The following is a 14,582-nucleotide window of genomic DNA, read 5'->3' as shown; positions in this document are numbered from 1 at the left end:
TTTTATTATTGTAAAAGCAAAGAAGATTATAAAGTGAGGAAAGTATTTTGAAAACGTTATATATTAACTATGCTGGATCGGAAAAACGCGTTGCAATTGAAGAGAAGAAGAAAATTGTTGAGTTTTTATGGAAACGAAATGAAGAACAAGAGATTGTTGGGCATATTTATGTTGGACGTATCGTAAGAACGATTGCTGGAATGAATGCAGCTTTTGTAAATATAGGTTTAGAAAAACATGCGTATCTTTCGTACGATGATGTACCATCTTCTTATCATATACATGAAGGAAAAGCGGTACTCGTACAAGTTGTAAAAGAGGCAATTGATACGAAAGGGCCAAAATTGACAGCAAATATAGAATTTACCGGGAAATATGTCGTTTATATGCCATATGATGAAATGCGTGCGGTTTCTCGGAAAATAAAAAACAATAAAAGAAGGCAACAATTACTCCAAATTGAAGTAGAAGGGAAAGGAGGTTATATTTTCCGCTCAGCTTCTGAAAAAGGAGAAATTGAAGAAATACAAGCTGAAATGCAAAGGTTACAGCAGTTATATGAAGAGTTAAAAAGAAAAGAGGGCCAAGGAAAGGCACCGTTACTACTTCATCGGCCAGCAACCTTTTTAGATCGTGTATTTCAAGAGAATCCAATTGAAACGATTGAAAAAGTAGTTGTAGATACAAGAAGTATAGTAAAAGAATTAGAAGAAAAAGTCGGCAAAGAAAAAATATCTTTTTATAATGAAAAGTCTTCAATATTTAACCATTTTGGCATAGAGCGTGAGATTGAGAAAGCACTTCAAAAAATTGTTTGGCTCCCAAATGGTGCTTATTTAATTATGGAACAAATGGAGACGATGACTGTAATTGATGTGAATACAGGTAAGTTTACTGGAAAACAGAATTTACAAGATACAGTCCTTCGTACAAATGAAGTAGCAGCTGAAGAGATAGCGCGTCAATTAAGACTCCGTGATATTGGTGGTATGATATTAATTGACTTTATTAATATGAAAAGAAGAGAAGATAAAGAAAAGATAAGAGAATGTCTCATCGCTGCTATGCAAAATGATCGCACATATACAAGAGTGCTCGGGTTCACAGAGTTAGGGATTTTAGAGATGACACGTAAACGTAAAAAACATTCTTTACGTGACGTATTACTTGAAGAGTGTGCACCGTGCAAAGCGACGGGTTATGTCATGTCATATGAAACGATTGCGTATGAGCTAGAGAGAGAGCTAATTTCATATGGCAATATAGAAGATGAGGCAGTATTAATCTCTGCACCTAAAGAATTACAAAAACAATTTTTGCAAAAAGAATTACAAAAAAATATTCCATTTGAAATTTATTTCAAAGATGATATGATCGAAAAGTACGCTATTATCCGTTTTGGAAGTAAAAAAGAAATTATAGAACGGAAAAAATAGTTATTAGAACTTTCATTGACAATAGTCTATGATTCATGATAACATCTTTATGTTATAGTTTATAGCACCTAAACGGCTATATGCTACAACCGCACAAGACAGGTTCCTTAAAGGCATTTATGTCTACCTCGTTTTTGGCGAGTCTTAGTAATTAAGAGGAGGTGCAAGTATGTACGCAATTATCGAAACAGGTGGAAAACAAATCAAAGTTGAAGCTGGTCAAGAAATCTACATTGAAAAATTAGATGTTGAAGCTGGTGAAACTGTTACTTTTGACAAAGTTCTTTTCGTTGGTGGCGAAAACGTGAAAGTTGGTAGCCCAGTTGTAGAAGGTGCAACAGTTACTGCGAAAGTTGAAAAACACGGTCGCGCTAAGAAAATCATCGTTTTCAAATACAAAGCGAAAAAGAACAATCGTAAGAAACAAGGTCATCGTCAACCTTACACTAAGCTAGTTGTTGAAGCTATCAACGCTTAATTCTGGTTAACATGATTAAAATTACGATAAGTCGCACGAAATTAGGAAGTATCCAATCATTTAAAATGACTGGACATGCCGATTATGCGCCACATGGACAAGATCTTGTCTGTGCTGGAACTACAGCGGTTGTGTTTGGTTCCATAAATGCTGTGGAAGAACTTTGTAATGTGCAGGCAACTATTGAACTCGGAAGTGATGGTGGATTCTTAACGTATGAATTGCCTAATGATTTAGACGTTCATACAGCAGAAAAAGCACAGATACTTTTAGAAGGATTGGTTGTTTCGCTTAAGACGATCGAACTTGATTACGGAAAGTATATCCGTTTAATAGAAAAAGTGCAGGAGGTGTAACGTATGTTAAGATTAGATCTTCAGTTTTTCGCATCTAAGAAAGGTGTAGGTAGTACAAAGAACGGTCGTGACTCTCAGTCAAAACGTCTTGGTGCTAAACGCGCAGATGGTCAAACGGTTACAGGTGGTTCAATTCTTTACCGTCAACGCGGTACAAAAATTTATCCAGGTGTTAACGTTGGTCGTGGTGGCGATGACACTTTATACGCGAAAGTTGACGGCGTAGTACGCTTCGAGCGTCTTGGCCGTGACCGCAAACAAGTGAGCGTATATCCTGTTGCTCAAGAAGCATAAGAACTCACGGAAAACTCTAACCTGAGTGCAGGTTAGAGTTTTTCTATATTAAGGAGTATCTAAATGAATAAAAAATGGACAATTATAGATGCATTGCGCCATTCAAGACATGATTGGCTCAATCGTATGCAGATGGTGAAAGGAAACCTTTCCCTTGGAAAAGTGGAAGAAATTCATAGTCTCATCGATCGTTTTGTCCAAGAAGCGAGACAAGAATCCAATCTGATGGGGCTATCAATGCCTTTATTTTCAGAGTGGATTTTAACATATAATTGGAAACAGCAGCCGTGCTTATTGGAGTACGAAGTATTAGGGAATTTACATAACTTATCTCACTTAGATGAGACTGTATGTACATGGACGAATCAATTTTTCTCAATGCTTCAGCATAGTTTAGACGTATATGTTGAAAATTATGTTTGTATCACAATTGAATGTGACGCGGAGAATGCTCGTTTCTTTTTTGATTTTCGTGGTAAGCTAACGAGTGTAGAAGAACTACAGAATTGGCTTGCGAACCAAAACAATAAATGGTATTCCATTTCTTATACAGTAAGAGACGAAGAAGTCTCAGTTATATTACAACCAATTGAAAAAAGTGTGGTGAAATAATGTTTGTAGATCAGGTCAAGATATATGTAAAAGGCGGCGACGGTGGTAACGGAATGGTTGCGTATCGTCGTGAGAAGTATGTTCCAAAAGGTGGTCCAGCAGGTGGCGACGGTGGTAAAGGTGCAGATGTTGTTTTCGTTGTTGAAGAAGGCTTACGTACATTAATGGACTTCCGCTACCAACGTCATTTCAAAGCTGATCGTGGTCAGCACGGAATGAGTAAAGGGCAGCACGGTCGCAAAGCTGAAGATTTAATCGTTAAAGTTCCGCCAGGAACAGTAGTAAAAGATGAAAAAACTGGTCAAATTCTTGCCGATTTAGTAACGCATGGACAAACAGCTGTAATTGCAAAAGGTGGCCGCGGTGGCCGTGGTAACTCACGTTTCGCAACAGCTACGAACCCAGCGCCAGAAATCGCTGAGAATGGGGAACCAGGTCAAGAACGTGATGTCATTCTAGAACTTAAAGTACTAGCAGACGTTGGACTTGTTGGATTCCCAAGTGTAGGTAAATCTACATTATTATCTGTCGTATCATCAGCACGTCCGAAAATTGCAGAGTATCACTTTACAACAATCGTTCCAAATCTTGGTGTTGTTGAAACTGGTGATAACCGCAGCTTCGTTATGGCTGACCTTCCTGGACTAATTGAAGGCGCACATGCTGGCGTCGGACTTGGTCATCAATTCCTACGTCATATTGAGCGTACACGTGTAATCGTGCATGTAATTGATATGTCTGGTTTAGAAGGCCGTGATCCATATGAAGATTACGTAACGATTAATAATGAATTAAAAGAATACAATCTTCGCCTAACGGAGCGTCCACAAGTTGTTGTTGCAAACAAAATGGATATGCCAGATGCAGAAGAAAACTTACAAGCATTTAAAGAGAAAGTGGGAGACGAAGTAAAAATCTTCCCAATCTCAGCTGTAACGAAACAAGGTGTTCGTGATTTACTATTTGAAGTAGCGAACTTATTAGAAACAACACCTGAATTCCCAATACATGAAGTAGCGGATGAGTCTGATACAAGTGTAATGTACAAACTTGAGACTGAAGGTGTTAAATTTGACATTACACGTGAAAGTGATGGCACGTTTGTTATCTCTGGTTATGATATCGAGAAAACATTCAAGATGACAGACTTCTCACGTGATGAATCTGTACGTCGTTTCGCTCGCCAAATGCGCGGAATGGGTATTGATGAAGCGCTTCGTGCACGTGGTGCAAAAGACGGAGATATTGTAAAAATTCTTGAATATGAATTTGAATTTATCGACTAAGACTGCCGAAATATGGCAGTCTTTTTTTATATCGTAAAAGTCTGATTTATACAGGAAAAAATCCCCACTAATTAAATTTTCAATTTATAATAGAAAAGGAGTAGTTTTATAAGAACTTTTTATGGGGAGAAAGTGAACATGTATAAAATATTAATTGTAGAAGATGACGAGAAAATCGCGGGGATATTAGAGGAGCATTTAGAAAGGTATGGCTATCAGTCATTTCGAGCAAGTGATTTACGACATATAAAAGATGAGTTTGTAAAAGTAAATCCACATCTTGTGTTACTTGATATTAATTTACCGTATTTTGATGGTTTTTATTGGTGTCGTCAAATCCGCACTGTATCGAATGCACCGATTATTTTTGTTTCTGCAAGAACGGGGGAAATGGATCAAGTAATGGCAATTGAAAATGGAGGAGATGATTACATTACGAAGCCATTCCATTTAGACATTGTAATGGCTAAGGTGAAAAGTGCACTTCGTCGTGGGTATGGTGAGTATGCTTCTGCGGCAGAAAGCGATTGTTTAGGTGTAAATGGACTGTTGTTATTCCCATCTCAGCACGTTGTTGAGTGGCAAGGGCAACAAACAGAACTGACAAAAAATGAATTTTACTTATTAGAGTGTTTAATGAAACAAGCAAATCAATATGTAACGCGCGAAGAATTGTTAGAAGCCCTCTGGGATGAGGTAGCTTTTGTTGATGATAATACATTAACCGTAAATGTAAAACGTGTAAGAAAGAAACTAGAGGAGCTAGGTATTAAAAATGCAATTGTAACGAAACGTGGATACGGTTATGCGCTTCTTACAGAGTGGGGAGAAGGACATGAAGGTTAAAGATTACCTCATGGACCGCTTTTCTTTAATTCTTTCTTACATTGTTAGTCTCTGTTTATTTGGGCTCGTTTTGCAGTTGCAAAGTCTTTTAGAAAAGCGATCTATTGATTGGAATACGTGGTTATACGGACTTTTATTAGGGACAGTTGTTTTTACTGTATATCTCATTTACGATTACCGAAAACGGAGTGTGTTTTTAAAGAGGATTGAAAAGTATGTTACTGGCGGAAATACATTACATGATTCCTTACTTATTGATACTTCTTATACGGCAGAGCAAGAGATGGTCGTTGAATCGTTTACGCTATTAAGACAGCAATATATGAATGAAGTTCATAAACAACATGCAAAAGAACAACAGCAAATGATATTTATGAACCAATGGATTCATCAAATGAAAACACCGGTATCTGTTATTGAGTTACTATTACAGAAGTTTGGTAAAGAGCATCGTGTAGCAAGGGCAACAGTTGAAAGTATTCGTGAAGAAAATAATCGCATACTAAATGGTTTAGATTTAGCGTTACATATGGCAAGGTTAGAGCAGTTTGCGAAAGATTATAAAGTAGAAGTAGTAAATGTGATAGATATTATTAGAGGTATTATTAATGAAAATAGAAAGTCCTTCATTCAATCGTCTGTATTTCCGAAAGTGATGTTTGAGGAAGATACTTGTATGGTTGCCTCTGATAGAAAATGGCTCAGTATTGCTATAGGACAAATTGTTGTAAATGCAATTAAGTATACAAAAATTTCGGAAGCAGAGAAAAAGGAAATTCAATTTCAAATTGAAGAGAAAGATCAAAAGGTGTTATTACATATTAAGGACAATGGAATCGGTATTCCAGAGCAAGATGTAAAGCGTATATTTGATCCATTCTTTACAGGGGTAAATGGTCGGAAAACGAGAGAAGCGACTGGAATGGGTTTATATATCGTGAAGGAAATTTGTGGTAATTTACATCACGGTATGTATGTGCAATCGGCTGAAGGGGAAGGGACAACATTCACGTTCCAATTTGCGAAAGATGAAGAATATCATACATTAATGAGAAAAATGACAAAACTGTAAGATAACAAAACGTTTTGTAAGGGAAATCACTCGTTTCTTTTTCTTATTTTTCTTATAGTAAATGTAAGAAGAAAACACATAGGGGGATTAGAAATGAGTGTTCTTGAAGTAAAAGGATTAACGAAGGTGTACCAATCGAAAGGTTCAGTAGCAACGACTGCTTTAAATGATATAAATTTTAAAATAGAAGAAGGCGAATTTGTAGGGATTATGGGTCCTTCAGGGAGCGGAAAAACAACGCTTTTAAATTTATTAGCAACAATTGATAAGCAAACTTCAGGTCATGTGCTTGTAAATGGTGAAGAAATTAATCAAATGCGTGCTGCAAAATTAGCGGAGTTTCGCCGTACACATTTAGGATTCATTTTCCAAGATTTTAACTTACTTGATACGTTATCGATTAAAGAAAATATCATTTTACCACTTGTAATGGCGAAGAAATCTGTAAATGAAATCGATGCAAAAGTGCTTGAGATTGCAAAGTTTTTAAATATCGAGGGCATTTTAAATAAAAAGGTATATGAAGTATCAGGCGGGCAACAACAACGTGCAGCAGCTGCGAGAGCGATCATTCATGAACCGACGCTAATTTTAGCAGATGAGCCAACTGGAAACTTAGATTCTAAGTCGGCAAAATCATTAATGAGCGCGTTGCAAGATTTGCATGAACAAAAGAAAGTAACAATTGCAATGGTAACGCATGATCCAGTAGCGGCGAGTTATTGCGAACGTATTCTTTTCATACGTGATGGAGAGATTTTCTCAGAAATACATAAGGGAAGAACGAAACAAGCCTTTTTCCAAGAAATTCTGGACGTACTTGCGATGCTAGGAGGGGAATATCATGAACTTTCGCCAGCTCGCGCTTAATAATGTAAAAGGAAATTGGCGTAATTATAAAGCGTTTCTTATAAGTAGTTGTTTATCGATAGTCGTATTTTTCATGTATGCTTCCTTCATTTATCATCCAGATGTTGTAGGCGGTAATATTAGTATGAGGGAGATGATTTCAAAAGGGCTAGAATCAATGAATTATATTGTAGTCATCTTCTCAGCACTCTTTATTTTATATGCAAATTCAACGTTTTTACGAGCAAGGAAAAAAGAGTTTGGTCTATTAACATTAATAGGTGGAACAAAATCGCAGCTCGGCCGAATGATTATATTAGAGCAGCTTATGTTAGGTAGTATTGCAATTGTAGTAGGTATTGGACTTGGTATGCTTTGTTCAAAATTATTCTTCCAAGCATTAAGCGTAATATTGAAAATAGATAAAACACTTCCACTCGTATGGAATAGTAAAGCGGTTTTGATTACAGCAGGTGTATACTTTATTCTATTTTTAATCTTATCATTGTTTAGCGTTTGGACAGTAGGACGCTTGCAAATTATCGATTTATTAAGAGAAGCAAGAAAACAAAAAGTAGAGCCTTTTGCATTTACATGGTTATGCGTAGTTGGTATAGGATGTATTATTGTTGCATATGTACTTAGCTTCCAAGTAACATTTATGAATTTTATCATTCTGTTTTTACCGATTGTAGGGCTGACGATAGGCGGAACTTATTTGCTGTTTACACAAGGTAGTACAGTCGTATTAAAGGCGTTACAAAAACGAAAAAAATCTTTTTATACATATCCAAATATGTTTGTACTTAGCAATCTTATTTATAAAATGAAAGATAATGCTCGTTTTCTATTTGTAATTTCTATCATTACGGCGGTTGTATCTTCAGCAGTCGGTACACTGTATGTATTCTTTGAAGATATGAGCTATAAGACAGTAACTAGTACCCCGCATGCTATTTCGTATGAGGAAAAGGGAATACATACGCATAATGTCATCAAAGAAGGAAAAACAAAACAATTAATAAAAAAACACGGATTTGAAGAAGCGCGAGAAGTAACGTACGTAAAACTTCCTGGAACTCAAAAAATCACGATGTTTAACAGTGAACATGAGATGCCAATGGCGATTGTTTCAGAAAAAGAATATAACGCTGAAGTACGTAAACAAAAAAGAGAGCAAGTTAGAGAAGTTCATAATGCACCAGGTAGTGCAACGATGGTTATAATGGATATGGCGAACGATATGATGAAGATAGATCGTTCGAAACCGCATGAAATTAAAATTAACGGACAAACGCAATCTGTTCAATTAAATAAGCCAACTTCATTTTCTGTTTTTAATGATAGTGAATATCTCATTGTAAATGATCAAGATTTTGAGAAATACGCAAAGCTCGTACCGGATGAAAAAAAGACGAAATATTACGGTTATTATATAGAAGACTGGAAAAGTACAGAAGACCTTGTGTTAGATTTGAAAAAGGAAGTTGCACCAGATAAGCAAGAGGAATTGCATAACTCAGTGTTCGCTTATAAAAATATAAGAGAATCAGGGGCAATTACAATGTTTATCGGTTTCTTCGTAGCAGTACTATTCTTCTTCTTCGCTTGTAGTATGACGTACTTTAAATGGTTTAACGATAAAGAACAAGATCGTATTCAATTTAAATCGTTAAAGAGAATTGGCATGACAGATAAAGAAATTCGCAAAATTGCAATTCGACAAATGGGCGTTATCTTCTTTATCCCAATTGTCATCGGCGCTATTCATAGTGGATTTGCTCTTCATACGTTAGGAAAAATGCTTTATCTCGATTTATGGAAATCAGGTGCGCTTGTAATTGGAGCATACATTTTAGCTTCTGCGATTTACTTTATGATCGCGCAAAGAGGATATTTAAAACACGTAAAAAGCTAGGGGAACCTCTAGCTTTTTGCCTATGTAGTAAGTTACAGGAGGACGATAGATGAACATTCGGCAACTAGCGCTGCAAAATATAAAAGGAAATTGGCGTAATTATAAAGTGTTTTTCTTAAGTAGTTGTTTTGCGATATTTGCGTCTTTTGCATACATGTCCGTCATTGTACATCCGTATATGCAAGAGACGATGTGGTATCAAAACGTACGCTGGGGACTGATCATATGTAATGTTATTATCATTTCTTTTTTCGTCATATTTATTTTGTATTCTACTTCTATTTTCATAGAGGCACGTAAGAAAGAATTAGGATTATATATGTTAATGGGAGCAACGAAATCTAACGTAATTGGCGTAATTATGACCGAGCAAATGTTGATCGGGGTATTTGCTAATATTTTTGGTATTGGGCTTGGCATGATTTTTTTAAAGCTCTTCTTTATGGTGTTTAGTATGTTACTGGGGCTTCCGAAAGAACTCCCTGTCATATTTGACTTGAGAGCAATTGGGGGAACATTTATTGCGTATATGGTCGTATTTGTTGTCTTATCATTTATAAGTGCTTTACGTATATGGAATATAAAAATCATTCGGTTATTGAAAGAATTTCGAGCAGATAAAAAAGAGAAGAAAACATCAATGTGGCTTTGTATATTCGGATTTATTTGTTTAGGTATAGGATATGCGTTAGCGTTACAAGCGACCATACTAACGATAGCGGTCTATTTTTTCCCTGTGTCTATACTTGTCTCTTTCGGAACGTATTTTTCTTTTACACACGGCACTGCTCAAATATTAGAAATAATAAAACGAAATAAAAAGATTATGTATACATATCCGTATTTATTTATAGTGAATCAATTGTCACATCGAATGAAGGAAAATGGTCGCTTTTTCTTTCTAATGTCGATGGCAACGACGTTTGTAGTTACAGCAACAGGTACGGTGTTCTTATATTTTTCTGGTATGCAAGATATGTGGCGTGGCGGGGGCGTGCATTCATTTTCTTACATAGAAAAAGGTGCTTCTTCTCATGAAGTCTTTACGGAGGGCACGGTTGAACAATTATTGCACCAATATGGGTATGATGATTTTCAATCTATGAGTTTTGTTGGAGTGTATGCATCTTTTCAGACCAATAAGGGAGAAACAGAAGTAGCGCCACTCATTAAACAAAGTGAATACAATCAAGAGGCGAGAAAACAAAAACAGAAAACGTATCATCCTAAAAAAGGTACAGTGACACTCGTTTATTATAATAAATATAATAATTCAAATGTATATAATCAAAAAGAGATTCAATTGCAAGTAATGAATCAACCATATCAATTCGTATTTAACGGCCAGAAAGAAGGGGTTCAATTTAACCATCATCCTTCGTACATTAATGGTCTGTTCTTCGTTATGAATGATGAAGATTTTGATAGTATAGCAAATCAGGTTCCTGATTCTGAAAAAATGATATATAGAGGCTATACATTACCAAATATCGAAAATACGAAAAAATTAAATGAAGATTTACGGAAACATATGAAACAAGATAAAGATAATGCATTTCGAAGTAATATGGAGTTATATGTGAATATGAAAGAGTTTGGCAATATTACTCTATTTATAGGCTCATTCATTAGTATATTATTTTTCCTTACTTCATGTAGCATCGTATATTTTAAATGGTTTCATAATATTGCATCGGACCGAAAGCAGTACGGGGTACTCTCTAAACTTGGAATGACAAAGGAAGAAGTATGGAAGATTTCCCGCTGGCAATTATGTATGCTATTTTTTGCGCCAATTATAGTAGGGAGTATGCATAGTGCAGTTGCGTTATATACGTTTCATAATACGATGTTTATGGATGGTTCCTTACGAAAAGTAGGCTTGTTTATTCTATTTTATATCGCCGCATGCATCATGTATTTCTTTTTTGCTCAAAGAGAATATAGGAAACATTTAGACTAGCGAATGCTAGTCTTTTTTAAATATTCGAAATTTACATAGAAGAATATAAAAAAGTATGGTATAACAGTAAGAAAACGAAAAAGAGGGGAAAAGACGATGATTCGAGTAGGATATTTAGGACCAGAAGCAACATTTACAAATATGGCGGTGAGTCGTTTTTTTCCGGAAGCAGAGCATGTACCGTATCGAACGATTCCAGATTGTATAGATGCAGCTGCAAATGAAAATGTAGACTTCGCAGTTGTACCGTTAGAAAATGCAATAGAAGGTTCCGTGAATATAACAGTTGATTATCTCGTGCATGAGCAACCACTTTCTATTGTAGGAGAAATTACAGTGCCCATTCAGCAACATTTACTTGTACATCCGCAGTATGCAGAAGTGTGGGAAGAAGTATATGCAGTGCATTCTCATCCACACGCTATTGCACAATGTCATAAGTTTTTAAATGAAGAATTAAAAGGGATAACTGCTCGAGATATGACATCAACAAGTGCCGCTGCACAATATGTGAAAGAACATCCTGAAGAAAAAATTGCTGCCATTGCAAATGAAGCAGCTGCAGAGAAATACGGATTAACGATTGTAAGACGAAGCATTCATACACATAAAAATAATCATACACGTTTCCTAGTGCTCCATAAGAAAAAGAAAGCAATACTCTCAAATAATGGAGAAAACCGCGGAGAGAAAACGACGCTTATGATAACGTTACCTGCTGATTATGCAGGGGCACTATATCAAGTGTTATCAGCTTTCGCATGGAGGAAATTAAATTTATCAAAAATCGAATCTCGTCCGATGAAAACAGGACTTGGAAATTACTTTTTCTTAATCGATGTCGATAAAGCATACGATGACGTATTATTGCCAGGCGTAACGATGGAACTTGAAGCACTCGGTTTTTCTGTTACGGTGCTGGGGAGTTATTCTTCTTATTGGTTATAAGGGAGAATTAGGCTATAACGTGTGATAGATCAATAAAATCCCACCTATAAATGGTGGGATTCTTTATTTTAACTTCGCAAGACGCTCTTCTAATTGACCACGCCAAACGTCAGCTAGTTCTGGAACAGCAAGAATCTTTTCGATGCCATCTCTATCTTTTCTATTATGAAAATAAATTTCGTTAGAGAACAAGACAGAAACATTGCTCGGTTGACGTTTTAGTAATGTGATTTTTGAATCTTTACGTACAGTACCTTCTTGAAGAACGCGGCATAGGTAGCCAGTATAGCCAGTTGCTACAATGCGCGGCAGTATGCCAGGAATACCGAGGCGTTTTGAAATCGTGCTACAAGGTACTCTTGCTTGTGTCACCTGAATGATTGCTTCACCTAATTTGTATGTATCTCCGATGCAAACATCACGCTCTAACATATTTGTTACGGTAATGTTTTCGCCAAATGCAGAAGCGGGGAGTGTTGTTTGGAATTCTTCTTCCCATAGTGCGTAATGCTCGTGTGGATACACGCAAACGGCGCGATCAGGTCCACCATGGTGTTTTAAATCAGCTACATCATCACCAAGGAAGCCATCTTTTGAGAGAAAAGCTTCTTCTGTAGAATCTTTACATATACCTGTTATCATTTCTTTATCTTCGCTATATTTCATTTGTTTCGGTTTGCCAATGCTAAAGTGAACGAGTTCAATTCTCATATTTGATCTCCTTTACAATTGATTACAATATTATAGCATTAAAAAAGCACAGAGAATGATAAAAACTCTGTGCTTTACATTAATAAACGAGAAATCCTGCTTTATCTAAAGCTTCGCAAGCAGCATCTAATTTTTCTTTTGAATCTGCCTCAATAGTATGTAAGTGAATACCGTCTGTTAATTGCGATAGATAGGAAGCATTTGTGTTTTCGATTTTTTGTAAATATTGCTCTACATCAAAGCGATTGCTTACCATGATGGATGCTGTTAAGTCACCGTATACAGGATGCTCAACTTTTACATCTTTAATCGTAACGCCGTGGTCAACAAGCATTGTAAGTTCTTGACGTACTTCTGCTGGTTTATGTTGGCATACAATTACGCGTTCGAAAGCTTGTTGTTTCTCTTGTGGTTTTAAATATAAATATCCTTGGGCAGTTGCGATAATTGGTTCGTTTCTTGCTTTAAGCAAGGAAATATCTTGCACGATAACTTGTCTACTTACGTTCGTTTTTTTCGATAGCTCATTCCCAGATAACGGTTCATTTGCAGCAAGAAGCCACTGAAGGATAAGTTGTCGTCTTTCTTCACCTAAAATCTTTTTTTGTTCATTTTGTTTCATTATGATTTAACACCTCTATAAAATTGATTTCCAATTGTGTGTAGTGCATGAATAGTAGTATCAATTTGATCTTTCGTTGTTTGTTGTCCGAAAGAGAAGCGGACATATTGTTTTGCCTCTTCATACGTTTTTCCAATTGCAAGCATTGTTTTCGAAGGTTCTTGTTTACCGACTTGGCAAGCACTTCCGGTGGAAATGGCAATACCATGGCGATTGCATTCTAGCATTGTATACTGACCTTCTATTCCTTTTATTGTAACCCCAATAATATGTGGTAAACAAGAAGTAGAATGACCTTCTACTTCAATTTCTAGCGGAAGTGTTCGTATTTGCTCTAAAAAGTAGGATCGTAACTCTTTAAAACGTAAACTTTCTTCCTGTTGATTTTTTAATATATTCTCAGCAGCTGTTAAAAAAGATGCGATGCCAGGAACGTTCACTGTGCCAGGGCGAAACCCTTTTTCGTGAGAGGTTCCCGGGAATATTTCTGTCCAGCGAACTTGCGGATTGATATAGCAAGCGCCAACACCCTTCGGTCCGTATATTTTATGTGCTGAAACAGAAAGACTATCAATCCCCATCTCAAAAACATGGATAGGAAGTTTACCAAAGGTTTGTACACAATCTGAATGAAATAAAACGTTATATTTTTTCAAAAGTGCCCCAATCTCTGCGATATTTTGAACGGTTCCGATTTCAGAGTTTCCGTGCTGTATACTTGCTAGCACAGTATCTTCTGTAATAGCTGCTTCTAAATCTATTAAACGAATGAGTCCATTTTTATCAACAGGAATTTCAGTAATTGTATACCCTTTTGATTGTAAGGTTTGAAAATAACTTCGAATGGATGCATGTTCCATAGGTGTCGTAATAATATGCTTCTTATTTTGGGCATTGAGAAGGGACTGAATCGCAAGATAGTTCGATTCTGACCCACCGCTCGTGAAGAATATCCCTTGTTCCTTTCCGCCAATCATTTCGGCAAATGTTTTTCTACAAACTTGTAATAAAGAAGAGGCCGTTCCTCCAATATCGTGTAAACTTTGTTCATTTCCGAAGTATTGCGATGCTGCTTTCGTATATGTTTGTAATGCTTCCGCGCTCATAGGTGTAGTAGCTGCATAGTCAAGATATATCATCATGTAAGTTCCTCTCTCTAGTAAGAGTTACATTTCTTTTATTTTTAAATGG

The 14,582-nt window shown here is 36.3% G+C and carries 15 protein-coding genes and 1 other annotated feature; of the genes, 12 read left to right on the top strand and 3 right to left on the bottom strand.

Annotated features, from left to right (window positions below):
- The first annotated feature begins 47 nt into the window (after nucleotides 1-47).
- The 12 genes from ACTFSI_RS04590 to pheA all read left to right on the top strand — a co-directional run bounded on the left by ACTFSI_RS04590 (nucleotide 48) and on the right by pheA (nucleotide 12,058).
- On the top strand, nucleotides 48-1,436 hold the full coding sequence (locus tag ACTFSI_RS04590) for an Rne/Rng family ribonuclease (RefSeq protein ID WP_000855420.1): 1,389 nt from the start codon (nucleotides 48-50) through the stop codon (nucleotides 1,434-1,436).
- A gap of 77 nt (nucleotides 1,437-1,513) precedes the next feature.
- Nucleotides 1,514-1,591 (top strand) — a sequence feature (ribosomal protein L21 leader region).
- Nucleotides 1,592-1,605: 14 nt separating this feature from the next.
- Nucleotides 1,606-1,914, top strand: coding sequence for a 50S ribosomal protein L21 (gene rplU / locus ACTFSI_RS04585; RefSeq protein WP_000270908.1), 309 nt, complete (start codon nucleotides 1,606-1,608; stop codon nucleotides 1,912-1,914).
- Nucleotides 1,915-1,925: 11 nt separating this feature from the next.
- Complete coding sequence (locus ACTFSI_RS04580) at nucleotides 1,926-2,270, top strand: ribosomal-processing cysteine protease Prp (protein WP_001993153.1); 345 nt, start codon at nucleotides 1,926-1,928, stop codon at nucleotides 2,268-2,270.
- A gap of 3 nt (nucleotides 2,271-2,273) precedes the next feature.
- Nucleotides 2,274-2,564: a 50S ribosomal protein L27 gene (gene rpmA / locus ACTFSI_RS04575; protein ID WP_000944958.1), complete on the top strand. Its 291-nt coding sequence runs from the start codon at nucleotides 2,274-2,276 to the stop codon at nucleotides 2,562-2,564.
- Between the two features lie 63 nt (nucleotides 2,565-2,627).
- On the top strand, nucleotides 2,628-3,176 hold the full coding sequence (locus ACTFSI_RS04570) for a sporulation initiation phosphotransferase B (protein ID WP_001037006.1): 549 nt from the start codon (nucleotides 2,628-2,630) through the stop codon (nucleotides 3,174-3,176).
- The gene (obgE, locus tag ACTFSI_RS04565) at nucleotides 3,176-4,462 is read left to right on the top strand and encodes a GTPase ObgE (protein WP_000497115.1); all 1,287 of its coding nucleotides are present in this window, start codon (nucleotides 3,176-3,178) and stop codon (nucleotides 4,460-4,462) included. The genes ACTFSI_RS04570 and obgE overlap by 1 nt, the downstream gene beginning before the upstream one ends.
- Nucleotides 4,463-4,600: 138 nt before the next feature.
- Nucleotides 4,601-5,308 (top strand): response regulator transcription factor, encoded by a 708-nt coding sequence (locus ACTFSI_RS04560; protein ID WP_000276717.1) that lies wholly within the window; start codon nucleotides 4,601-4,603, stop codon nucleotides 5,306-5,308.
- Nucleotides 5,298-6,380, top strand: coding sequence for a HAMP domain-containing histidine kinase (locus tag ACTFSI_RS04555; protein ID WP_440045247.1), 1,083 nt, complete (start codon nucleotides 5,298-5,300; stop codon nucleotides 6,378-6,380). Before ACTFSI_RS04560 ends, ACTFSI_RS04555 begins: the two co-directional genes overlap by 11 nt.
- Before the next feature lie 93 nt (nucleotides 6,381-6,473).
- The gene (locus ACTFSI_RS04550; RefSeq protein WP_000114533.1) at nucleotides 6,474-7,250 is read left to right on the top strand and encodes an ABC transporter ATP-binding protein; all 777 of its coding nucleotides are present in this window, start codon (nucleotides 6,474-6,476) and stop codon (nucleotides 7,248-7,250) included.
- Entirely contained in the window at nucleotides 7,225-9,147 is a 1,923-nt protein-coding gene (locus ACTFSI_RS04545; RefSeq protein ID WP_440045246.1) for an FtsX-like permease family protein, read from the top strand. Before ACTFSI_RS04550 ends, ACTFSI_RS04545 begins: the two co-directional genes overlap by 26 nt.
- Before the next feature lie 49 nt (nucleotides 9,148-9,196).
- Entirely contained in the window at nucleotides 9,197-11,110 is a 1,914-nt protein-coding gene (locus ACTFSI_RS04540) for an FtsX-like permease family protein (protein WP_440045245.1), read from the top strand.
- A 96-nt stretch (nucleotides 11,111-11,206) separates the two neighbouring features.
- Nucleotides 11,207-12,058 (top strand): prephenate dehydratase, encoded by an 852-nt coding sequence (gene pheA / locus ACTFSI_RS04535; protein WP_000621702.1) that lies wholly within the window; start codon nucleotides 11,207-11,209, stop codon nucleotides 12,056-12,058.
- Nucleotides 12,059-12,121: 63 nt separating this feature from the next.
- Here the strand turns inward: pheA and ACTFSI_RS04530 are convergent, their stop codons facing one another.
- From ACTFSI_RS04530 to ACTFSI_RS04520, 3 genes are all read right to left on the bottom strand, one after another.
- The gene (locus ACTFSI_RS04530; protein WP_139895931.1) at nucleotides 12,122-12,769 is read right to left on the bottom strand and encodes an MOSC domain-containing protein; all 648 of its coding nucleotides are present in this window, start codon (nucleotides 12,767-12,769) and stop codon (nucleotides 12,122-12,124) included.
- A 79-nt stretch (nucleotides 12,770-12,848) separates the two neighbouring features.
- Nucleotides 12,849-13,391 (bottom strand): transcription repressor NadR, encoded by a 543-nt coding sequence (locus ACTFSI_RS04525; RefSeq protein ID WP_000812272.1) that lies wholly within the window; start codon nucleotides 13,389-13,391, stop codon nucleotides 12,849-12,851.
- Nucleotides 13,391-14,533, bottom strand: a complete 1,143-nt coding sequence (locus ACTFSI_RS04520) for an IscS subfamily cysteine desulfurase (RefSeq protein WP_197225562.1) — start codon at nucleotides 14,531-14,533, stop codon at nucleotides 13,391-13,393. Before ACTFSI_RS04520 ends, ACTFSI_RS04525 begins: the two co-directional genes overlap by 1 nt.
- Between the last annotated feature and the right edge of the window lie 49 nt (nucleotides 14,534-14,582).

This window comes from Bacillus cereus group sp. MYBK101-2 (genome assembly GCF_051918845.1).
Lineage (GTDB): Bacteria > Bacillota > Bacilli > Bacillales > Bacillaceae_G > Bacillus_A > Bacillus_A paranthracis.
The sequence above is the reverse complement of the archived record's forward strand: the minus strand, read 5'-3'. Positions and strand labels throughout refer to the sequence as shown.